This is a genomic window from Nisaea sp. (assembly GCF_039990255.1).
Lineage (GTDB): Bacteria > Pseudomonadota > Alphaproteobacteria > Thalassobaculales > Thalassobaculaceae > Nisaea.
Map to the genome: position 1 here is coordinate 1,640,095 of NZ_JBDXGG010000018.1, position 21,151 is coordinate 1,661,245.

Genomic DNA, 21,151 nt, shown 5'->3' on the forward strand with positions numbered 1-21,151 from the left:
TGGTTAATGAACAAGGCCGAAGAAAATGCCCCTGAACGGATCCACCCCGCGCCTGTCAGCGAACGAGACACCCCTGCAATCCGGTCCGGGATATCCATCGATCCGAATGCGCCGGAACCGGCAGACCGACTGGTCACGGCGGCTTGTGGCGGAAAACAGACTGTCGGTCGACGATCTGATCTGGCCTGTTTTCGTCCGTGTTGGCCATGGTCTGGCAGAGCCAGTCGACTCGATGCCCGGCGTGTTCCGTTATTCCGTCGACCGGCTACCGGAAATTGTAGGCAAGGCCCGCGATCTCGGTATTCCGGCGGTCGCCCTGTTCCCCTTTACCGAGCCTGAACTGAAGGACGAGACCGGCAGTTATTCGGAACGGGACGACAATCTGGTGTGCGAGGCCGTTCGCACGATCAAGGCTTCGGTGCCGGATATCGGCGTGATGTGCGACGTTGCACTCGATCCCTACACGAGCCACGGACATGACGGTGTGCTCGAAAACGACCGTATCCTGAATGACGAAAGCGTCGAGATCCTGTGCCGTCAGGCTTTGTCCCAGGCCCGCGCCGGCAGCGATATCGTCGCACCATCAGACATGATGGACGGGCGCATCGGCGCGATCCGCAAAGCGTTGGATGCACACGGCTTCGAAAATGTGCAGATCATGGCTTATTCGGCGAAATACGCCTCGGCATTCTATGGCCCCTTCAGGGATGCCGTCGGCTCTTCCGGCACCCTCGGCAAGGCCAGCAAATCCACCTATCAGATGGACTCGGCTAATACAGACGAAGCCCTGCGTGAAGTCGCTCTCGACATTGCAGAAGGCGCAGACATGGTCATGGTAAAGCCAGGCATGCCCTATCTGGACATCGTACGCCGGGTGAAAGACACTTTTTCCATGCCGACCTATGCCTATCAGGTGAGCGGCGAGTACGCGATGATCTCGGCCGCCGGCCTGAATGGCTGGATTGACCGGGAACGGGCCATGGTGGAAAGCCTGCTAGCCTTCAAACGCGCCGGCGCCGACGGAATTCTCACCTATTTTGCGATTGAGATCGCCGAAAAACTAAAAACCGGCTGAGCTGTACCTGTTTATTTGATCGACAGGATTACTCCCTTAATCAGCCGTCAACCATTTTGCTCCTATAACGTTCAGGAAAAGACTGCTTGGGCGGACTCCGGCCATGCGGTTGCATCCAACTGCCGGGCGAAGAACACATGCATCGCTGTAAATCTAATCTCCTGCTAGTTGCGGGAATAATGCTGACATTTTCTTCCATGATGTCAGGGACAAGCGCCAAAGCTGACATGATCGAGGTAAGCGGCACGGGCATCGCGCTCGGAATCGCCAAGAAACTCGCAATCCAGGTTCACACTGTTTCTCCGGAAGAGAGTATAACCGTTCTCCCCAGCATGGGTTCTGGAGGCGGCCTGAAGGCCTTGCGCGATGGGGTAATCGGAGCCTCGTTCTCGGCACGGAAACTAAAAGATTCCGAAAAGTCCATTGGGCTTCAAGAATCCCACTGCATGCGCACGCCGCTGGTATTTGCAACAAGACATCAGAACCCAGGCAATTTCAACTTGGCCGATCTGCCCGCAATCTACGGGGACACCCTCCCTAGTTGGGAAGACGGAACACAATTGAAAGTCATTCTTCGCTCGCGCAGCGGATCTGAGATTCCTTATCTCGCCTCGAAAGTTCCTGGCTTGGGAGAACAATTCAAGAAAGCCTTCAAGCGCCCCGATACCGCGATAGGAACGAGCGATCAGATCAATGCCGGACTTGTGCGGACCATTTCCGGCTCCCTCGCCATCATGACTCTGCTGCAGATCAAGGCTGAGGAGCTCAATTTAAATCTGGTTTCGATAGACGGCGTGGCGCCCAGCGCAGCCGCAGTCGCGGACCAGAGCTACCCGTTTTCTCTTCGGGTCTGCCTAGTATTGCCAAAAGAACCGACACCTCTGGCACGCAAATTAGCTGCGCAGATGGTAACGCCGGAAGGGCAAAAAATGATTATCAAAATGGGAGCGACTCCATCTGAGTAAGGTCCTTTCATGTCTGTAAGTTCAAATCCGATGCGGCTCATCGCACTGATCGAAAAGCTGACCATAGTGCTAGCCATCGTGATTGCGCTTGTCCCTTTATTGGTCTTTGCGTTTTTGGATTACCGAAAGCTCAAGGAAGTCGCCGAGTATAAAGCATCCATTTCGGCCAACACCGTTGCGCGGTATGCCTATAGAAACGGCGCCCGATGGAAATATGCCGGTCACCGTCTGCCGGAGTTTCTTGAACGCGAAACACCCGACGACGAGACACACCAGACACTTCTGGACATCAATGGAGACATACTGGCACAGGCTGGTCCAGAAACACTGCGACCAACGCTGAAGACAACGGTACCAGTGATGGAAAGCGGGCGCACAGTTGCCTACGTCACCATCAGTGTATCGCTGAACAAAGTCATCCTCGATATTGCGACCTTCAGCTTCTTCACCATCGGTATTGCCGCCCTGTTCTACGTGTTCCTGAGGTCCGTTCCGCTGCGTGCCTTAAGGAGGTATGCACGGTCTCTGGAAGATACGGAGTTTTCGTTGCGGCGGCAGGTCAAGCTGACCCAGAAAGCCCTTAACACAGCCAACGAACAACGCTTCCAGGCCGAGTCTGCTGGTCACGCAAAATCAGAATTTCTGACTCACATGAGTCACGAATTGCGGACACCTTTAAATGCGATCATCGGTTTCTCGGATCTGATTTCAGGCGGCTATCTCGGCGACCTGCCCGCGAAGTACAGGGAGTATGCCGACGACATAAATATGAGCGGAAAGCATCTGCTAGAATTGGTCAACGAGATCTTGGATATGGCCAAGATTGAAAACGGGCAGCAGAAACTGATACTTTCACCAACCAGTGGTGTCGCTCTGGCGAGCGAATGTATCCGCTTGATGACCGATCTAGCATCACGAAAAAAAATGGATATCAGTCTGATACAGTCCGAGACCGAGTTGGAACCGACCATGCTCGACCGTATTCGTGTGCGCCAAATTCTGATCAATCTGCTCTCGAACGCTATCAAGTTTACACCCGATGGCGGTTCGGTTACATGCGAGATCAAATACACATTCGACGACAGACTGACCTTCATCATCAGAGATACCGGCGTCGGCATGACCGAGAACGAAATCAAAGTCGCGCTGAAGCCCTTCCAGCAGGTAGAGCGTAATGCATCGCTTGCCGCGCAGGGTACCGGGCTCGGTTTGCCGCTTGCCGAAGCTCTGACAAGACTACACGACGGCAATTTCGACATACACAGCCAGCCGGGTGTCGGCACCCGGGTCACAGTCAGCTTTCCGCGCGATTTGCAGAATGAAAACAGCGCCAATCTCAACGCTCCGCCATCCAACCAGACCGCATGCTGATTAAGTCAATCTTGGTCTTGTTGATGGTCTGCGGCGCGATCGTCCAGTTAAGAGCTAACGCGGCTCTATCTGTTTAGAGAACTCCACGCTCTTCCAGAAATCTCTCCGCCATCCGAAAATGCCAGCTACCATCGTTGTCGCGAAACCCGACGTGACCTCCATCTAACGGCAGCAATGGTGTCAGGGCCGGGTTTCCAGCCCAGTCGACGTCCAGATAGATCTGGCCCGGTATCCAGGGATCGTTCAGCGCATGCACGATCAATGTCGGCACACGAATACCTGGCAGGAATCCTTTAGCTGAGGATTTTGCATAATAGTCCCGGGCACCGTCAAAACCATTACGGGCAGCAATATGCCGCTCGTCATATTCCACCGTCGTTCGGCAATGGCGGATGGCGGAAATCTCTCGCGCCGAAAGGCCCGGTGTCGCCTGCGCCTGGCGCTTCATGTTTTTCAGCAACCAGGAATGATAAAACCGGTTACGTGGCTGAATAAACCGCTCCGACGTGCGCGCAAGATCGATTGGTGCGGAGACAGATATCGCAGCAGCAACATGGGAGCGACTTTTCTCCCCGAGATATTTCAGCATCATGTTGCCGCCGAGCGAGACGCCGAACAGCACGAACTTTTCCGCCACGTCCAATGCCATCAGCTGATCCAGAACCATCTCAAGATCCGCGCTACGCCCCGCATGATAGGTCTGCGTGCAGTCCGGACGGCTTGGTCCCGCACCACGCAGGTTCAGCCGCAGGGCCGTTAGTCCGCAGCTGACGAAATAACGCGCTGCATCACGCACGTGAAAACTGTCCTCGCAACCGGTGAGCCCATGAATGATGACGACAAGCGGCGCCCCCGGGATCGGTTTTGGCGGATGCTCCAGCATGCCGGACAAGCGGTCTCCGCTGCCGTCCTCCAACGGAAACGAGATCCGCTCGGATCGTGCGGACGGGATGTCCGGACGCCCTCCGAACAAAAAACTCCTGAGAGTTTGCGGATGCCCGCCGACCCACGGGAAGCGCGGTTGGAAGGGCGGATAGGACGGAATGTCAGGAAGCGTCATTGGGCGTCCCATCGGCTTCGTTAACAGGCTCGTTGGCAGCTAAATCCGTGTCTTCCTCATCCTCGATCGGCTCGAACTGCATGAGCCACTCATGCACGGCGCCGATCTGGACCTCGTCCATCAGCGCCGGTGCATGGCCGCAACCCTCGAACTCAATCAAATCAGCCTTTGGGCCACGCTCCGTCATTTCCTCGGCGACGTGCCGAGGCAGCAAGTCGGAATTAGCACCCCGAAGCACGAGGGTCGGACATTTGATCATGTCATAGACTGCCCAGAGATCGACATCATTGACCGGCCCTTCGAACGCACTCCCGATCGCCGGATCGTAATGCATCTTGTACGTGCCATCCGGCTCCCGGATGACACTGTGCTGGGTCATTTCGGACCAGTCCGCATCAGAAAGATCGCCGAAATCCGCCAGCGTCTCGCGCAGATAGTCCCCAGCCTCGTTCAAACTCTGGAAAACAGGAGGATCGGCAACATAGGTTCCGATCCGCTCCAGCGCTGCCTTAGGAATGAATGGTCCAACGTCGTTCAGGATCAGCCGCTTGATCGGCGAACCTTCCCGCGACGCCAACAGCATACCGATAATGCCGCCCATTGAGGTGCCGAGCCACTCGACCTCCTGCAAGCCGCGATAATCCAGTAGCGCATCCGCGTGGCGTAGATAAGTGTCGAAATTGTAGCCGTCTTTATTGTTCAGCCAGTTGCTGCGTCCGCGCCCGACCACATCCGTCTCGATACATCGGATATCCTTGCCGACGACACGGGCAAGGGCGTCGAAATCACGCCCCTGTCGGGTCAGCCCGTGTGCGCAAATCATGGTCCGCGACAGCCTCCGGTTGCCCCAGTCCGTGAAGGCAAGCCAGATGGTGCCGTGATCGTCGGTGAAGGGAAAACTGCCCTGATCTGGTCTCATGTCTCGTCTGGTCCCCGGTCTCGCCCCATGAGGCTTTCTGTTTCCGCCGACAGTTTCCCACCGACCGGCGATGCGTCAAGTGCGCAGCCCACTTGCCCGCGCTCGCCATACTGATAAGGTCCGGCGACCAATTCAGTGGGAGACCAAACAGTGGAACGCGAAACACCCCGCGTGGTTCCGGTTGCGGAGCCGCATAAGGCAGACTGGCGCCGCCTCTATGACGGCTATGCAGCTTTCTACAAAGTCGAGATGACAGATGAAATAGCGGGCACACTCTGGGGCTGGCTTAACGATCCGGCCCATGTGCTGAACTGCCTGATCGCCGAGGACGCTAACGGCAAGGCCATCGGTCTTGCCCATATCCGCGCCATGCCGCGTCCACTCTCTGGAGCCGAATGCGGCTTCCTCGACGATCTGTTCGTCGATCCAGAGGCGCGCGGCCAAGGCGTCTTCGAAGCCTTATTCGAAGCGATGGATGCAATGGCCCAGGAAAAAGGCTGGGCGATGGTCCGTTGGCTGACCCAGGAATTCAATTATCGCGGCCGGTCCGCCTATGACCGGATCGCCACCAAGACGCCTTTCATCCTCTATCAGCGCGAAACACCCTGACATAAGGCTCTCCGTCAGAGAGAGCAGGAGAGAGTTATGCCCTACACAATGATTATCGCCCTCGCCATCCACATCGTCTCCGCGGTGATCTGGGTCGGCGGCATGTTCTTCGCCTATACCTGCCTGCGCCCCTCCATGGGTACGTTGGAGCACGCGCCGGATCGGCTCCGCCTCTGGCGTGCCGTCTTCGCTCGCTTCTTCCGGTATGTGATCATCGAAATCGTGTTGTTGCTGGGCAGCGGCTACTGGATGATCTTCATGGAGTTCGGCGGCTTCGCCGGTGCCGGGATTCATATCCACATCATGAACCTGACCGGATTCGTCATGATGGGCCTGTTCGGCCATCTCTATTTTGCCGAATGGCTCAAGTTCCGCCGTGCGGTCGATGCGGAAGATTTCCCAACGGCGGGAACAAGGCTCAACCGGATACGAATGATCGTCGCCACCAATCTAGGCTTGGGTTGGGTGACCATCATCGTCGGCGCGACCGGTCGCTATTGGGGATAGCATTCTTGCCGTAGCCCCGCTTGCCGTGACCTTTGCAATACCTTACAAATTCGCCCGCTGAACAGGTAACGAAATAATAAAGGACACAGCGCATGGCAGCGTCAGGAGGCCCTCTTTCCGGGGTGACCGTGGTCGATCTCTCGCGGATTCTCGCGGGGCCCTATTGCACCATGATGATGGCGGAACTCGGCGCCCGGGTGATCAAGGTGGAAACACCCGAGACCGGCGACGACGCGCGGCACTACGGGCCTTTCATCAATGGCAAGTCGGCCTATTTCCAGTCCGTCAACCGGGGCAAGGAAAGCATTGCGCTGAATCTGAAGGACAACGGGGACAAAGCGATCCTCGACAAGCTGCTGGAGAAGGCCGACATCATCGTCGAGAACTTCCGGCCCGGCACCATGGAGAAGCTCGGCTTCGGCTGGGAGCGGCTGCACGAGAAATTCCCGAAGCTGATCTATGTCTCCGCCTCCGGCTTCGGCCATTCCGGCCCGGACATGTATCGGCCGGCCTATGACATGGTCGTGCAGGGCATGGGCGGCATAATGAGCATCACCGGCCATGAGGGCGCTCCGCCAACCCGGATCGGCACATCGATCGGCGATATCGGCTCAGGTCTCTATGCCGCAATCGGCGCAATGTCGGCGCTGTTCCATCGCTCCTCGACCGGTGAGGCAACGAAAGTCGACATCTCGATGTACGATTGTCAGCTCGCCCTGCTGGAAAACGCCATCATGCGCTATTTCGTTACCGGCACGGCACCGGGACCGCTTGGTGCCCGCCACCCCTCGATCACTCCTTTCGAAGCCTTCGAGACCGAAGACGGTTACATCATCATCGCAGCCGGGAACGACGGACTGTTCCACAAGATGGCCGATGCCCTGGGCAAGGAAAGCTGGAAGACCGACGACCGTTTCCTCACGAACGATCTCCGGGCGCAGCACCAGGCCTATCTGAAGCTCGAGATCGAGGCGATCCTGGGCACCAACACAACGGCCCATTGGGGCGGCATTCTGGATGAAGCAGGCGTGCCGAACGGGCCGATCAACGATGTCGGCCAGGCAGCGGAGCATCCGCAGGCCGCTGCCCGCAACATGATCGTGGACGTGGACGATCCGGTCACTGGCGCGATGAAAGTCGTCGGTAACCCGATCAAACTGACTGCATTCGACGATCCTAAAACCCGCGTTCCCTCACCGAACCTCGATCAGGACCGCGACCGTATTCTCAAGGAGCTTGGACTATGAATTTGATGCGCAACGATCTCGATTTCTCGAGTGAGCCATCCCTTACCCCAAACACAGACCCCTATGCGCTGGCTAAAGCTCTGTCTGGCCGCCACCTGATCGGTGGCAAGCTTGTTCCTGCTTCTTCAGGCAAAAGCTTCGAGGTCATTGATCCGGCCACCGGAACCGTGATCGGGTTTGGTGCCGAGGGCGACGAAGCAGACGTTAATCTTGCGGTCGAGGATGCAGCTACGGCACAGAAGGAATGGGGCAAAATGCGGGCCCGGGACCGGGGCGCACTGATCTATAAATGCGGCGAGGTCCTGATGGACCATGTCGAGGAACTGGGCCGCCTGATCGCGCTGGAAACCGGCAAGGCCCTGCGGACTGAAAGCCGCGTCGAAGCCTCGATCCTGGCCGATGCCTTCCTGTTCAACGCAGGTCTCGCATCAGAGTTGAAGGGCGAGACCGTCCCGCACCACCCGGACATGCTGACCATCACCGTGCGCGAGCCGATCGGTGTGGTTGGCGCGATCATTCCCTGGAACGTGCCGTTGCTGCTGATGGCGCTGAAAATAGCCCCGGCACTGGTCGCCGGCAACACAGTGGTCGTTAAATCCGCTGAGGAAGCCCCGCTGACGGTCCTTCGGGTCTGCCAGATCCTGGCTTCCGTTCTGCCTGCCGGCTGCTTCAACATGCTGTCCGGTTACGGCCCGGAATGCGGCGCCCCGCTGGTCGCCCATCCGAAAGTTGGCAAGGTGACCTTCACCGGCTCCGTCGAGACCGGCAAGATCGTTTACAAGACCGCCGCCGACAAGCTGATCCCGGTCACCCTGGAGCTTGGCGGCAAGAGCCCGATGATCGTCATGAACGACGCCGACATCGACAAGGCCATCGGAGGCGCTGTCACCGGCATGCGGTTCACCCGCCAGGGCCAGAGCTGCACCGCCGCCAGCCGCATGTTCGTCCATGCCGACGTGCATGACGCATTCGTGGCCAAGCTGCGCGAGAAGGTCGACGCCATGGTGATGGGCGATCCGCTCGATGAGAAGACCGATATCGGCACCATCATCTCTCCGGAGCAGTTCGCGAAGGTGAAGTCCTATATCGATCACGGCAAGGGCGAAGCCGGGGCGGAAGCCGTCGAATGCTCGGCCATGCCGACGGACGAAAAGTTCAAGGATGGCCTGTTCGTGCAGCCGGTTGTCTTCCTCGGCATGACGAACGACAGCAAGCTGGCCCGCGAAGAGATCTTCGGCCCGGTGACCTGTGTCATCAAATGGACCGACGAAGAAGAAGTGCTCGCTGCCGCCAACGACAGCGACTACGGCCTTGCCGCCACGGTCTGGACCAACGACCTGAAAGCCGCGCTGAATTTCACCGAGAAGCTGGAAGCCGGCTTTGTGCAGGTAAACCAGAATCTCGTCGTGCAGCCGGGTCTTTCCTATGGCGGTGTGAAGCAGTCCGGCATCGGCAAGGAAGCCACGCTGGAAGCCATGCTGGAGCATTTTACAAAGAAGAAGACCATCATCTTCAACAAGACCTGATAAACGCGTCTTAGCGTAATCAAACAGGAGAAGGCCGATGCTTGGATGGGGGAAACGTCTTGGCCTCGGTCTTCTCTTTGTCTTTCTGGGGCTGAATTTCGGCCTTGCCGGACTGCTGGTCTGGCTGAGTGGGTCAACTCCCAAGATCGAGGGAGACGTCCTCGTTGATGGGCTGACAGCCCCCGTGACGGTTGCCCGGAATGATGCCGGTGTACCAATGATCCAGGCAGGCTCGGATGGCGATGCCTATTTCGCTCTCGGGTATGTCCATGCCCAGGACCGACTCTGGCAAATGGAGTCCATGCGCCGGATCGGCGCCGGACGGATGGCGGAAATTGTCGGGACTCTCTCAGCGTCCGCAGGCGACAGCGTTCTCCCCTTCGACCGCCTGACCCGGGGTCTCGGACTTTATCGACGTGCGGAGGAAATCTACCAGCGGGCATCGCCAGACCTGAAACTGGCGTTGGAGCGATACGCGGACGGTGTCAATGCCTACCTGAATACCCGCGACGGCGCCCTACCGCCGGAATTCGTTGTCCTTTTCCACGAACCGGAGCCCTGGAAACCGGCGGACAGCCTGGTCTGGCAACAGCTCATGGCGGTTCAGCTCGGCAGCAACTGGCCTGCCGAGCTGAACCGCCTCCGCATGATCGAAGCCGGCCTCGGCCCGGACCAGATAGCCTTCCTCTTTCAGGCACCGGACAGCCGGAAACCTGACATGCCGCCTCTGCTGCAGGGTCTCCTCTTTCCGGGGGAGATTGACGCGGCAACGCGGCTCGCAGCCGCCCTGCCCGCCCGGATTGCAGCAGGCGGCGCGTCAAATGCATGGGCTCTTTCGGGCAGCAAAACCGAAAGCGGAAAGCCCCTGCTCGCCAACGACCCTCACCTGAGGCTCACCAATCCCAATCTTTGGTATCTCGCCCGGATCGAGACGCCTGATGACACACTCGCGGGCGTGACGGTTCCCGGTGTCCCCTTCCTGATCCTCGGACATAACAACCACATCGCCTGGGGTTTTACGACGCCACTCGCCGATACCCAGGACCTCTTCATCGAGCATGTCGATCCCAACGACCCGGCACGATATCTTACACCGGATGGCAATCAGACATTCGAGATCCGGGAAGAGCGATTCCGCATCGGCGACCGGGAAGTGAGCGAGACCTTCCGAACCACACGGAACGGCCCGGTGCTCTCCGACATATGGAGCGACGCCAGACAACGCGGCCAGAAGACTGTCCTCGCTCTGAGTGCCACGTCACTCAAACCGGGCGACAATAGTGTCGAGAGTGTTCTTCTGCTGAACCGCGCACGCTCCGTCGATGAGGCGATAGAGGCATTGAGCGACTTTTCCAGCCCGCCGCAGAATGTCACCCTGGCGGACAAAGATGGCGCCATCGCCCTGCTCCTCGCCGGAAGAATGCCGGAAAGGAAAACGGGAGAGGGCTTCATGCCCGCCGACGGCGCAACCGGTTCCGGAGACTGGATCGGGTGGATCGACAGCGACCGCCTGCCCCTCATACGCAATCCGGATAGCCACATGGTCGTTCAGGCGAACGACCATGTGGCACGCCGAGATCCCGCTCTTTCCCTCAGCCGGGAATTCGTTGCGCCATTTCGGACAGAGCGAATCCATGAGCGGCTGCAGGAATTCGGCTCCGGTGCCACCGCACAAGCGCAGACCGATTTGCAGATGGATAACTTTTCGTCCGACGTGCAGCACACGCGGGAGCTGCTGCTACGCCATCTCGATCCAGAAGCACTTTCGGATCTAGAACGGGATATGGTCGAGAAGCTCCGGCAATGGAACGGGGAGATGCGCCGAGACCGCTTAGAGCCGCTGGTCTACACCCTCTGGACCGCGCTCTTGCACCGCAAGATCTTCGGCGATGAGCTCGGATATCTGATCAGCGACTATAAGCGCGTCTATCCACACATGTTCGATGCCGTACTGACCGATGCCCAGGAATGGTGCGACGATATCCGCTCCACCATTGTCGAGCCCTGCACGGTGCCCGTGCGGGACAGCCTGCAGGAAGCCATTGCCCGCCTGTCAGCCAAATTCGGGCAGAACCCGGAAGACTGGCGCTGGGGCAAGGCTCACGAATCCCGATTCCGGCATCTGCTTTGGTCTCGTGTGCCGTTTCTCGACAAACTACTCGATACCCAAATCGCAACCGACGGGGGCGATTTCACTGTGAACCGGGGAAGCCCGGCTGTGCAGATTTCGGAGACCGATTTCAGCTTCTATAATGTCCACGGGGCCGGTATCCGGGCGGTCTACGATCTCTCTGATCTCGACGCCTCTCTGTTCAGCTTGTCGTTAGGACAATCCGGCAATCCATTTTCGGAATTCTACCACGATCAGGCAGAGGCCTGGGCAAATGGCCGTTACCGCCGGATCAGCACATCGGAAGTGTCTTCCGAGCGGACTCTTACGCTTCGGCCGAACTAGTTCGGATCAGAAACGCAACCGTGCCCCGAGCGTGAAATTCTGGGCGAAACCGGAATCGTCGCCTTCCGGTCTCAGGTTGGGCTGCGCCGTACGGGTATAAAACGCCCTGTACTCCGTAAAGAAGTCCCAACTATCCGAAATCTCATAAGTGGCGCCGAAGCCAAGTTCGAAGGCTGGCGACATCTCATCGTGGCGGTCGAGACCGTTGCCATAGGCCAGTCCTAGGCCAGCAACCACATGCGGGCGAAGCAACCAGTCCTCTCCGAGATCAAAGGAATGATCGAGATAAATGGACAGCACGTCGCCTGTCCCGTAAGGATCCGGACCACGACCTAATCCGACTTGACCGGTCGGCTCGCCCAGATCTGTATAGCGGAGGGAAAACTTATAGCGCTCGCCGCTCCGTGAATCGTCCAAGCTGCGGCGCTCCGGCTCGCTGGCGAAGCCCGGTTGATTTTGCTCTTCATTGCCGAAACGATCAGTCGATGCGCCAAGAAAATACCAAGAGTTCTGCTGCTTATCGAACTCGTCGGCAGCACAAAGCTCAGGGCTCCCCGCAATGGCGAGGCAAAAAACGGCGGGCATGACAATACGGCCAAGGCAGGACATTTGATGTCCCTCCAACAACACTGCGCTCCCGGTGAGTCCCTTAATTCTCTCCGAGAACGGCGTTCAATCGCCTTCCCCCGTATGATCTCGACTCCTATCACGCTCCGGCAGGAGCTGGGAGTCAAATCAGCGTTAATTGAACACCCTCCGGTGACCAGACCGGTATGCAATAATCCAGCCGATCTTACTGGAGCATCGAGATGACCATGCCTGTTACTTTCGAAGATATTGAAAAGGCTCAGGAACAACTGAGCGGCAAAATTCTTCGAACGCCGACCATCCCAGCGCCGGCCCTCGGCCAGGCGCTCGGGATCGACCTGACCCTGAAACTCGAAAACCTGCAACTCACCGGGTCGTTCAAGTCCCGTGGCGCCTATGTGAAGCTCTCCAGCCTGAATGCGGAAGAGCGCGCTCGCGGCGTGATCGCCATGTCGGCGGGCAACCATGCGCAGGGCGTAGCTTATCACGCCACCGCTCTCGGGATTCACTCGACCATTGTCATGCCAGCGGCGACACCGTTCACCAAGGTTGAAAAGACCCGTAATTACGGCGCTCAGATCGTTCAATTCGGCGCGACGCTCGCCGAAAGCCGGGAAAAGGTAGAGGAGCTGATCGCCGAGCACGGATATGTTCTGATCCATCCCTACGACGATCCAAGGATCATTGCCGGCCAAGGCACGGCGGGGCTGGAACTGATGCAGGATGCCGGTGCGCTAGACACACTGGTTGTGCCCATCGGTGGAGGCGGTCTGATTTCCGGTATGGCGATCGCCGCCAAGAAATTCAATCCGGCCATAGAGGTGATCGGCGTTCAGTCGGAGCAATTCCCCTCAATGTATGCCGCAATGCACGGCCAGCCCCCGCATTTCGGCGGCGAAACCCTGGCAGAAGGTATCGCGGTGAAAGCTCCCGGTGCGATGACCACGGAAATCTGCCGTTCCCTGGTCGACGACATCATTCTGGTCAATGAGATCGAAATCGAGCGTGCGGTGAATGGCTGCGCCGAGCACCAGAACCTGGTCGCAGAAGGCGCCGGCGCGGCCGGCATCGCCGCGATGATCAAGGCACCGGAGCGATTTGCGGGGAAACGGGTCGCCAGCGTGATCTGTGGCGGCAATATCGACCAGCGCATGCTGGCGACTGTGTTGCTGCGCGGGCTGACCCGTCATGGCCGCCTGGCGCGCCTGCGCATCGACATCACGGATCAACCGGGGACACTGGCCCGGGTCGCCGGGCTGATCGGACGGTCGGGAGCGAATATCGTGGAGGTGCATCACCAGCGCATGTTCCAGGACGTGCCGATCAAGCAGGCCGAACTTGAGGTTCTGATAGAGACCCGCAACCCTGATCACGTGCTGGAAATCATAGCCGCTCTCGACGCGGCCGGTCTGAAGACCAGCGTCATGAGCAACATGGCGATGGAAGGGCGGCCTCTCTGAGGCTCTGAGGACGCCCGGGCTCAGGAAATCGAGCGATAGGCGCCGCGATAGTAAATCAGCGGCTCGGCGTCCTCGCGAATGGGGTCGAGCCGTTCAACCCGCCCGACGAGAATTGAGTGATCGCCGCCCTCATAAAGCGCGTGCAGTTTGCAGTCGATGGCCGCGAGAGCGCCTTCCAGAATGGGTGCACCAGTCACCCAAGGCTTGTGCGCCACACTATCGAAACGATCACCGACGTCGGAGCTGAAGCGTACGGACAGACCGGCCTGTTCAGCGGACAGAATATTGATCGCAAAACAACCACTATTGGAAAACGCGTCATGACAGGTCGCATCCTTGCCAATGCAGACCAGCACCAGCGGCGGATCGAGAGACACCGAGGAGAAGGAGCTGGCCGTAAATCCGTCGAGGCGCCCTTGATTGACGGTCGTAACCACTGTCACCCCCGTTGCGAAGCGGCCCATCACATCGCGGAATTGATCTGAATTCACTGACATTACGACTGCAGCTCCTTATTTCGCCGGCAAACTGCCGATGGCTGGTCCGTTACCGGCTAAAACCATACTGGCTGACATGGAGCAAAGCGGTCGGTAAATCAATTGTTTACCCCTTGTTGTTTACAAATAACCGAAATTTGAGAGATATTACCCTTTGAATGTTTCCTGAAATGCGTTCTGGGACCATTACCGGGTGGAGAGCGTCACATGCTGGTGATTATCGGATGGGTTGTCGTCATCGTCTGCGTGATTGGCGGCTACATGGCCATGGGCGGCAAGCTCGGGCCATTGTGGCAGCCTTTTGAGCTTGTCATCATCGGTGGTGCTGGCGTTGGGGCATTTATCTGTGCGAACCCCAAACACGTTCTCGGCCAAGCTGGCAGAGGTTTTGGCGCGGCCCTCAAAGGCCCCAAATACTCCAAAGATGATTATCTAGAGCTCCTCAGTCTGATGTACGCGATCTTCAAGCTCGCGAAGACGAAAGGTATGCTGGCGATCGAATCACATATCGAAAGGCCGGAGGACAGTTCTCTCTTTCAGGCTTTCCCGAAATTTTCGTCCGATCACCATGCACTTGATTTCCTCTGCGACTATCTCCGGATGATGACCCTCGGCACCGACAACCCGCATGAGTTGGCCGATCTCCTCGACGAGGAGCTTGAGACCCACCATGCCGAGGACGCATCGGTTGCCGCCGCTTATCAGACAATGGGTGATGGCTTCCCTGCGCTCGGGATTGTCGCGGCCGTGCTGGGCATTATCAAAACCATGGGATCGATCACCGAACCCCCGGAAGTGCTCGGTAAACTTATCGGTGGCGCTCTGGTGGGAACCTTCCTTGGGATTCTGCTCGCTTACGGCTTCGTGAGTCCATTGGCGGCGACAATGGGTACGACTTTGAATGCCGACGCCAAGTACCTTGGCTGCATCAAAGCTGGCCTTCTGGCTCATGTGTCGGGCTACGCCCCGGCAGTCTCGGTGGAATTTGCTCGCAAGACGCTGATGTCCAAAGACCGCCCCTCGTTCTTCGAAGTTGAGGAAGCAGTCGCAGCCTTGCCTCCGGTCTAGTACGGACCGATATCTGGCATGCAGAATGCTACAAGCGGTCGAGGGTCACTTTAGCCGCGCGCCAAACAGGAACGAGAAAGCTTGGACAACCACGCCAGCATAGTTATCAAGAAGGTCAAAAAGGGTGGCCATGGCGGCCACCATGGCGGCGCCTGGAAAGTTGCCTATGCCGACTTCGTGACCGCGATGATGGCCTTCTTCCTGCTCCTCTGGTTGCTGAACGCGACCACCGAGGAACAGAAGATGGGTATCTCCAACTATTTCGACCCGACGGCCATCTCGCGCTCCACACGAAGCGGCTCCGGCGGTGTGCTCGGCGGGACGTCAATCACCGTGCCGGGCGCGCTGAAATCTGCATCCTCCCCGCCGATGATCAGCACACCACAAGTGGCTCGCCCGCAGGCGGAAAACACAGAGTCCCTTGATGCCGATTCGGACGACCCAGAGAATATCGAATCCCGTCTCGGCAGCGACGACGATGCCGAAGGCCTGATCAGCGCAGAGAAGCTAGAAAAACTGCTTGAGGAACGGGAAGCCGCCCAGTTTGCCTCAGCGGAAAAAATGCTGCGCAAGGCGATCGAGGATTCTAACGATCCGGAATTGAAGGAAATCGCGGACAGCCTGCAGATCGATCAATCGCCGGAGGGATTGCGAATCCAGTTGCTCGATCAGGAGAAAGTCGCCCTGTTCCCCCTCGGCAGCGCCGATATGTTCGAGCAGACACGCAAGCTTCTGGCTAAAGTGTCCGAAATCATCAGCAAGCTTCCTAACAAGATCAAAATCTCGGGCCACACGGATTCACGTCCCTTCCCGGAAGGTGCGACTTATACGAATTGGGAGCTTTCCGCGGACCGCGCCCTCTCCAGTCGGCGCGCGCTTATTGCCAATGGGATTCCACAAGGCCGCGTTGCCCAGGTCGTCGGCAAAGCCGATACCGATCCCATCGAGCCGAACGACCCGACCTCGCCCAGTAACCGGCGGATCAGCATCGTTCTGCTGAAGCAGGATTTCAGCGATCAGGCTGCCGATGCGGTCGCGTCAGGCGAACCGGCGGTGCAGCCGCTCGAGACCACACTTCCGCCGATCATAGCGCCGGATAACGGCTCGGCCCTGCCGCCAGTGCGGTCCGGAGGATAGCCCCGACGCATGTTTGACAATCTTCGAGCCCGCCCGCTGGCGTTTTTCCATACGCTGCCTATGCCCTGCCCTTATCTTCCAGGCAAGACTGAGCGCCGCCTGATTGCGGATATCTCGAGCCGCCGAGGACAGCTGGCGCACGATACACTCGCCAAGGCCGGGTTCCGCCGCACCCAGCACCTGACCTACAGGCCAGCCTGTCCCGGCTGCAACGCCTGCAGCCCCGTGCGCGTGCGCTGTGGCGATTTCCGCTGGTCCAGAACCTTCCGCAAGCTGCTCAAACGCAACGCAGACTTGACGGCGCGGCCAGTACAGGCAATTGCCACGCGCGAGCAATACCGTCTGTTCCAGGCCTATCAACAAGGCCGACATGGTGACGGCGAAATGGCCATGATGGATTTCGCAGACTACGCCGAAATGGTCGAACGCTCGCCAATTGAAACCTATTTGATTGAATATCGCGATGCCGCCCAGGAGCTGGTGGCGATCATGCTGGTGGACGAGCAGGAAGATGGCCTGTCCGCCGTCTACAGTTATTTCGATACAACGGACGGCACGCGCGGCTTCGGCACCTATATGGTGCTTGACCTGATCGAGCGCACGAAAGCGCGCGGTCTCAACTATGTCTATCTCGGCTACTGGATCCCGGACTGCCGGAAGATGGCCTACAAGACCAAGTATCGACCTTACGAGCTCCTGACGCCAGAAGGCTGGCTCGAGGCCACCCCCGAGGCAACCTCAGCCTCCGACTAGGTAAACCGCGCCGGTCTGGGGAAACCGTTCGGTGGCATCTTACCAGCACCGGCCCGTTTGCCCCGCCAAGTCGTCAGGTCCGTCTCGGTACGCGTCCGACCGCCTGTCTGCTCCCAGCTCAGTCCCTCGTCCGTCTTCAGGAAGGTCACGTCGCCGAGCCTTCCATCTTTGTAGCGCTGTAGGATCACGCCCTTGCCGCGCGCCATTTCCGGTACTTCGGATGCCTCGAAGACCAACAGTTTCCGGTTCGTGCCGACAATCGCGATCAGCTCGCCCTCAACCGGCAGACAAATCTGCGCCTTCGCGCCTGTAGCCGGGTTGAGCACCTGTTTGCCCGCCTTCTTCTGGGCCAGGAGATCATCCGAATTCACGATGAAGCCGCGACCGTCACTGGAGGCAAGCAACAGGCGCTGCCCCTTGCGGTGCGGCAGAATATCAACGATGTCCTCGTCATTATCTAGGTCGATCATCAGGCGCAACGGCTCTCCATGGCCTCGTCCACGGGGCAGTTTATCCGCCATGATCGTGAAGAAGCGACCGTCGCTGGCAAAGATCAATATCCTGTCCGTGGTCTCGGCCCGGATCAGGAACTTGCCTTCGTCGCCTTCCTTGAATTTCAATTCTGCATCGTCCGCGATATGGCCCTTCATCGCGCGGATCCAGCCTTTTTCGGAGCAGATGATCGTAATCGGCTCGCGCTCGACCATCGCTTCCATCGGCACTTCGACATCAGACGGCGCGGCACCAATTTCAGTCCGGCGGCGGCCAAGCTCGGTCTGCTTGCTGAAGGTCCTGCGGATCTCGCCGACCTCGCTCGCCACTGCCTTCCAGCGCAGCCCTTCGTCACCAAGAAGCGTCTCGATCTCCTGCTTCTCCGCTGTCAGTTCCTCAAACTCCTTTCGGAGCTCGATCTCTTCCAGCTTGCGCAGGCTCCGCAGCCGCATATTGAGGATGGCTTCGGCCTGACGCTCAGTCAGCTCGAAGCGCCGGATCATCTCTTCTTTCGGGTGGTCCTCCTCGCGGATGATCCGGATCACCTCGTCGATATTGAGGAAGGCAATCAGATAGCCGGCGAGTACTTCCAGCCGGTCCTCAATCTTGCCAAGACGGAACTTCGAGCGCCGAATCAGGACCTCATGACGGTGATCGAGGAAAGCCCGTAGGGTCTCCGGAAGAGACATAACGCGCGGCGTCTGGTCCGCATCAAGCACATTGAGGTTCAGGCTGAACTTGATCTCGAGATCGGTGAATTTATACAGGCTCTCCATTAGGACAGCCGGATCGACGTTGCGGTTCTTGGGCTCCAGCACGACCCGGACGTCCGCCGCAGATTCGTCGAGAATGTCCCCAAGCAAAGCCAACTTACGGGCCTGCATCAGCTCCGCCATACGCTCGATCAGGCGGGATTTCTGAACCTGGTAGGGAATCTCGGTGATGACGATCTGATACGTGCCATTCTTGAGCTTCTCAACCTCGTATTTCGCCCGCAGCCGGAAGCTGCCGCGTCCTGTGCGATACGCCTCGATTACCGCTGCCCGATCTTCCACCAGCATGCCACCGGTCGGAAAGTCCGGCCCCGGAATCATGTCGACCAGTGTCTCGATCCGCGCTTCCGGATATTTGATCAGGTGCAACAGAGCGTCGCAGAGCTCTTCCACGTTGTGTGGCGGGATATTGGTCGCCATACCGACCGCGATACCTTGCGATCCGTTCGCCAGCAGGTTCGGGAAAGCAGCCGGCAGGACCAGTGGCTCGCTGCCTTCGCCGTCATAGGTCTGGCGGAAATCGACCGCGTCTTCGTCGATACCGCGCAGCAGCAGCTCGGCAACTGCGGTCATACGGGCTTCCGTATAGCGCATGGCCGCTGCGTTATCGCCGTCGATATTACCGAAATTACCCTGCCCGTCGACCAGCGGATATCGGACCGCGAAATCCTGCGCCAGACGGACCATCGCATCGTAAATCGCCGAATCGCCGTGCGGGTGGAACTTACCCATGACGTCGCCGACCACACGAGCGGACTTCTTGAAGGCATCGTCCGGAGAGAGTCTGAGCTGGCGCATGGCGAACAGCAGACGTCTGTGCACCGGCTTCAGTCCGTCTCGCACATCCGGCAGAGAGCGGGACATGATCGTCGACATGGCATAGGCGAGGTAGCGTTCGCTCAGCGCTTCGGCGAGGCTGGTATCCCGAATGTCAGGCAGCATGGATCTTGTGGACCTTCATGAATCTAGACGCGAGATATTGTATGCGAGCCCGCCTGTTGTTCCAAGTCTACTGACGCGCTCAAGGCGCGAAACCGGTTATTTTCAACCAATCAGTTTGGGATCAACAGACGACTCGACCCGGTCCCGGAAGCGCGTCCGCGATGCCGGGCTCTGCTCACCCTGCGTGTTGAACAGATGCTTCTCCAGAAAATGCCCGGTAAGATCCAGCCCCTTGAGCAGATCCGCCATCGCTCCGTCACCCCGGCCGATCAGGAAATCGGGCATAGCCAGCATTTTGTCCCGATAGGGCTCACCCGCCGAGAGGGAGACAGCACGACCGGTGCGCGGGCTGACATAAGCCAGTTCGTCATTGGTACCCGTCGCCGCGCAGCTCGTAAGATCGAGCCCGTAGCCTAGTTCCGCCAGTACACCGAGCTCCCAGCGGACATAGACAGCAACCCAGAGATCGCCGAGTTCTTCATTGCGCATAGCGTGGATCAGGGCCTGCAGGCCGGCATGGACCGCCGGGTGCGGCTCGCGCTCAGGCAGAGCCCGATCAGCAACGGCACAGGCCGCCGCGAGACCGGATAACTTCAGTGGATCGTCGAACAGGTCCGCAGCATGGCTTTCATCCAACTCCAGGGAATAACTCCCGAGCTGCTCCGCCAAGCGCGCCTGCCAGATAGCGCGCACCGAATTCCCGGGCTGCAGCATTCCCTTATGCCGGGCCGAAGCCCCGCCCCGCATCAAACCGGCATGCCGCCCATGCGCCTCCGTCATCAACGTGACAATGGCAGCGCTTTCGCCATGCGGCCGGACCGACAGAATAATGCCTTCGTCAGTCCAATCCACTCGGATGCCTTTCGCTTTGGTGCCTTTCACTTTCTGGCCCCGGACCGGCTGCAGCCTCATCACGCGTCCGGCGCGCCTTACGCTCCTGGTAGGCCGTTGAAAGCGCGGAGGCAAGAATACCAGCGGGCATTGCCACAAGCCCGATACCGGAGAGCGCAACAAGACCCGCCAATATTTTACCAAGTGTCGTCGCCGGGTAGACATCTCCATACCCAACTGTCGTCAGCGTCGCGATGGCCCACCACATGGCACGCGGGATACTGCCGAACGCCTCCGGCTGAATGTCCCGCTCAGCGACATACAGCAAGGTCGCCGCGACGATCATCATAGCAATTGCGACCATGCTGCTGAACGCCAGCTCGTACCGTCTGTCGACAATGCCGTGCCAGATCTGACGCGCCGCCGTGGTAAACGGCCCCGTCCGCGCCAGTGTGAGCACACGGAACAACCGCATCAGACGCAAAACGTAGAATGCCGTTCCATCAATTGAATCAATGAAGGGAGCGAGCAGGAACGGAGTCACCGCCAGCAGGTCAATCAGTGCAACCGGTGTCACAACATACTTGAGGCGCCCAAATACCCCCGAATACTCTTTACGCTCGCCGGCAGACCAAATCCGAGCCAGGTATTCCGTTACGAAAAGCCATCCGAAAAACTGCTCCAGAGTGATGAACAGTATGGGCGCTTTGGAACGGACTTCCGGCTCCGTTTCCAATACAACCGCCAGAACGGAAATCAGAATCGCAACGATCAGAGCCCTGTTCACGAAGGACATCGTGTGACCAGGGCGGGCTTCAATGTCGAGCTGCCGCCAAATCTGGTGTCGAAGGCTATCCAAAGGGTCTCCCTAAGCGC

At 58.5% G+C, this 21,151-nt stretch carries 19 protein-coding genes; 12 read left to right on the forward strand and 7 right to left on the reverse strand.

Annotation, left to right across the window (positions count from 1 at the left end; all coding sequences use genetic code 11):
- The first annotated feature begins 106 nt into the window (after positions 1 to 106).
- The 3 genes from hemB (at position 107) to ABJ076_RS18105 (ending at position 3,411) form a co-directional block, all read left to right on the forward strand.
- On the forward strand, positions 107 to 1,075 hold the full coding sequence (gene hemB, locus ABJ076_RS18095) for a porphobilinogen synthase (RefSeq protein WP_348189608.1): 969 nt from the start codon (positions 107 to 109) through the stop codon (positions 1,073 to 1,075).
- Between the two features lie 179 nt (positions 1,076 to 1,254).
- On the forward strand, positions 1,255 to 2,040 hold the full coding sequence (locus ABJ076_RS18100; protein ID WP_348189581.1) for a substrate-binding domain-containing protein: 786 nt from the start codon (positions 1,255 to 1,257) through the stop codon (positions 2,038 to 2,040).
- 9 nt (positions 2,041 to 2,049) lie between these two features.
- Positions 2,050 to 3,411 (forward strand): HAMP domain-containing sensor histidine kinase, encoded by a 1,362-nt coding sequence (locus ABJ076_RS18105; protein WP_348189579.1) that lies wholly within the window; start codon positions 2,050 to 2,052, stop codon positions 3,409 to 3,411.
- 73 nt (positions 3,412 to 3,484) lie between these two features.
- On the opposite strand, the gene ABJ076_RS18110 is transcribed toward ABJ076_RS18105, so the two are convergent.
- Positions 3,485 to 4,471 carry an alpha/beta fold hydrolase gene (locus ABJ076_RS18110; protein ID WP_348189577.1) on the reverse strand — a complete coding sequence of 329 codons (987 nt, stop codon included), beginning with the start codon at positions 4,469 to 4,471 and terminating at the stop codon, positions 3,485 to 3,487.
- On the reverse strand, positions 4,458 to 5,390 hold the full coding sequence (locus ABJ076_RS18115; protein WP_348189575.1) for an alpha/beta hydrolase: 933 nt from the start codon (positions 5,388 to 5,390) through the stop codon (positions 4,458 to 4,460). Before ABJ076_RS18115 ends, ABJ076_RS18110 begins: the two co-directional genes overlap by 14 nt.
- Positions 5,391 to 5,540: 150 nt before the next feature.
- Here ABJ076_RS18115 and ABJ076_RS18120 point away from each other — a divergent pair, with 150 nt between their 5' ends.
- From ABJ076_RS18120 to ABJ076_RS18140, 5 genes are all read left to right on the forward strand, one after another.
- Positions 5,541 to 5,999, forward strand: a complete 459-nt coding sequence (locus tag ABJ076_RS18120; protein ID WP_348189573.1) for a GNAT family N-acetyltransferase — start codon at positions 5,541 to 5,543, stop codon at positions 5,997 to 5,999.
- Between the two features lie 36 nt (positions 6,000 to 6,035).
- Positions 6,036 to 6,506 (forward strand): CopD family protein, encoded by a 471-nt coding sequence (locus tag ABJ076_RS18125; RefSeq protein WP_348189571.1) that lies wholly within the window; start codon positions 6,036 to 6,038, stop codon positions 6,504 to 6,506.
- A 92-nt stretch (positions 6,507 to 6,598) separates the two neighbouring features.
- A complete protein-coding gene (locus tag ABJ076_RS18130; RefSeq protein ID WP_348189569.1) occupies positions 6,599 to 7,753 on the forward strand; it encodes a CaiB/BaiF CoA-transferase family protein in 1,155 nt (384 codons plus the stop codon).
- Complete coding sequence (locus tag ABJ076_RS18135; RefSeq protein WP_348202620.1) at positions 7,750 to 9,279, forward strand: aldehyde dehydrogenase family protein; 1,530 nt, start codon at positions 7,750 to 7,752, stop codon at positions 9,277 to 9,279. The genes ABJ076_RS18130 and ABJ076_RS18135 overlap by 4 nt, the downstream gene beginning before the upstream one ends.
- A 37-nt stretch (positions 9,280 to 9,316) precedes the next feature.
- The gene (locus tag ABJ076_RS18140) at positions 9,317 to 11,734 is read left to right on the forward strand and encodes a penicillin acylase family protein (protein WP_348188026.1); all 2,418 of its coding nucleotides are present in this window, start codon (positions 9,317 to 9,319) and stop codon (positions 11,732 to 11,734) included.
- 6 nt (positions 11,735 to 11,740) lie between these two features.
- Here ABJ076_RS18140 and ABJ076_RS18145 read toward each other — a convergent pair whose 3' ends face one another.
- Positions 11,741 to 12,343, reverse strand: coding sequence for a hypothetical protein (locus ABJ076_RS18145; protein WP_348188029.1), 603 nt, complete (start codon positions 12,341 to 12,343; stop codon positions 11,741 to 11,743).
- A 206-nt stretch (positions 12,344 to 12,549) separates the two neighbouring features.
- Here ABJ076_RS18145 and ABJ076_RS18150 point away from each other — a divergent pair, with 206 nt between their 5' ends.
- Complete coding sequence (locus ABJ076_RS18150) at positions 12,550 to 13,782, forward strand: threonine ammonia-lyase (protein ID WP_348188148.1); 1,233 nt, start codon at positions 12,550 to 12,552, stop codon at positions 13,780 to 13,782.
- 20 nt (positions 13,783 to 13,802) lie between these two features.
- Here ABJ076_RS18150 and ABJ076_RS18155 read toward each other — a convergent pair whose 3' ends face one another.
- Entirely contained in the window at positions 13,803 to 14,279 is a 477-nt protein-coding gene (locus ABJ076_RS18155) for a flavin reductase family protein (protein WP_348188032.1), read from the reverse strand.
- A 207-nt stretch (positions 14,280 to 14,486) separates the two neighbouring features.
- Between ABJ076_RS18155 and motA the strand changes: the two genes are divergently transcribed.
- The 3 genes from motA to ABJ076_RS18170 all read left to right on the forward strand — a co-directional run bounded on the left by motA (position 14,487) and on the right by ABJ076_RS18170 (position 17,237).
- Positions 14,487 to 15,347 carry a flagellar motor stator protein MotA gene (gene motA / locus ABJ076_RS18160; RefSeq protein ID WP_348188034.1) on the forward strand — a complete coding sequence of 287 codons (861 nt, stop codon included), beginning with the start codon at positions 14,487 to 14,489 and terminating at the stop codon, positions 15,345 to 15,347.
- A gap of 81 nt (positions 15,348 to 15,428) precedes the next feature.
- Positions 15,429 to 16,484 (forward strand): flagellar motor protein MotB, encoded by a 1,056-nt coding sequence (locus ABJ076_RS18165; RefSeq protein WP_348188036.1) that lies wholly within the window; start codon positions 15,429 to 15,431, stop codon positions 16,482 to 16,484.
- 9 nt (positions 16,485 to 16,493) lie between these two features.
- Positions 16,494 to 17,237 carry an arginyltransferase gene (locus tag ABJ076_RS18170; RefSeq protein WP_348188038.1) on the forward strand — a complete coding sequence of 248 codons (744 nt, stop codon included), beginning with the start codon at positions 16,494 to 16,496 and terminating at the stop codon, positions 17,235 to 17,237.
- Here the strand turns inward: ABJ076_RS18170 and parC are convergent.
- From parC to ABJ076_RS18185, 3 genes are all read right to left on the reverse strand, one after another.
- The gene (gene parC, locus ABJ076_RS18175) at positions 17,234 to 19,444 is read right to left on the reverse strand and encodes a DNA topoisomerase IV subunit A (protein WP_348188041.1); all 2,211 of its coding nucleotides are present in this window, start codon (positions 19,442 to 19,444) and stop codon (positions 17,234 to 17,236) included. The genes ABJ076_RS18170 and parC overlap by 4 nt on opposite strands.
- 102 nt (positions 19,445 to 19,546) lie before the next feature.
- Positions 19,547 to 20,326 carry a DNA repair protein RecO gene (gene recO / locus ABJ076_RS18180; RefSeq protein WP_348188044.1) on the reverse strand — a complete coding sequence of 260 codons (780 nt, stop codon included), beginning with the start codon at positions 20,324 to 20,326 and terminating at the stop codon, positions 19,547 to 19,549.
- Positions 20,283 to 21,134: an ion transporter gene (locus ABJ076_RS18185; protein ID WP_348188047.1), complete on the reverse strand. Its 852-nt coding sequence runs from the start codon at positions 21,132 to 21,134 to the stop codon at positions 20,283 to 20,285. The genes recO and ABJ076_RS18185 overlap by 44 nt, the downstream gene beginning before the upstream one ends.
- Positions 21,135 to 21,151 lie beyond the last annotated feature (17 nt).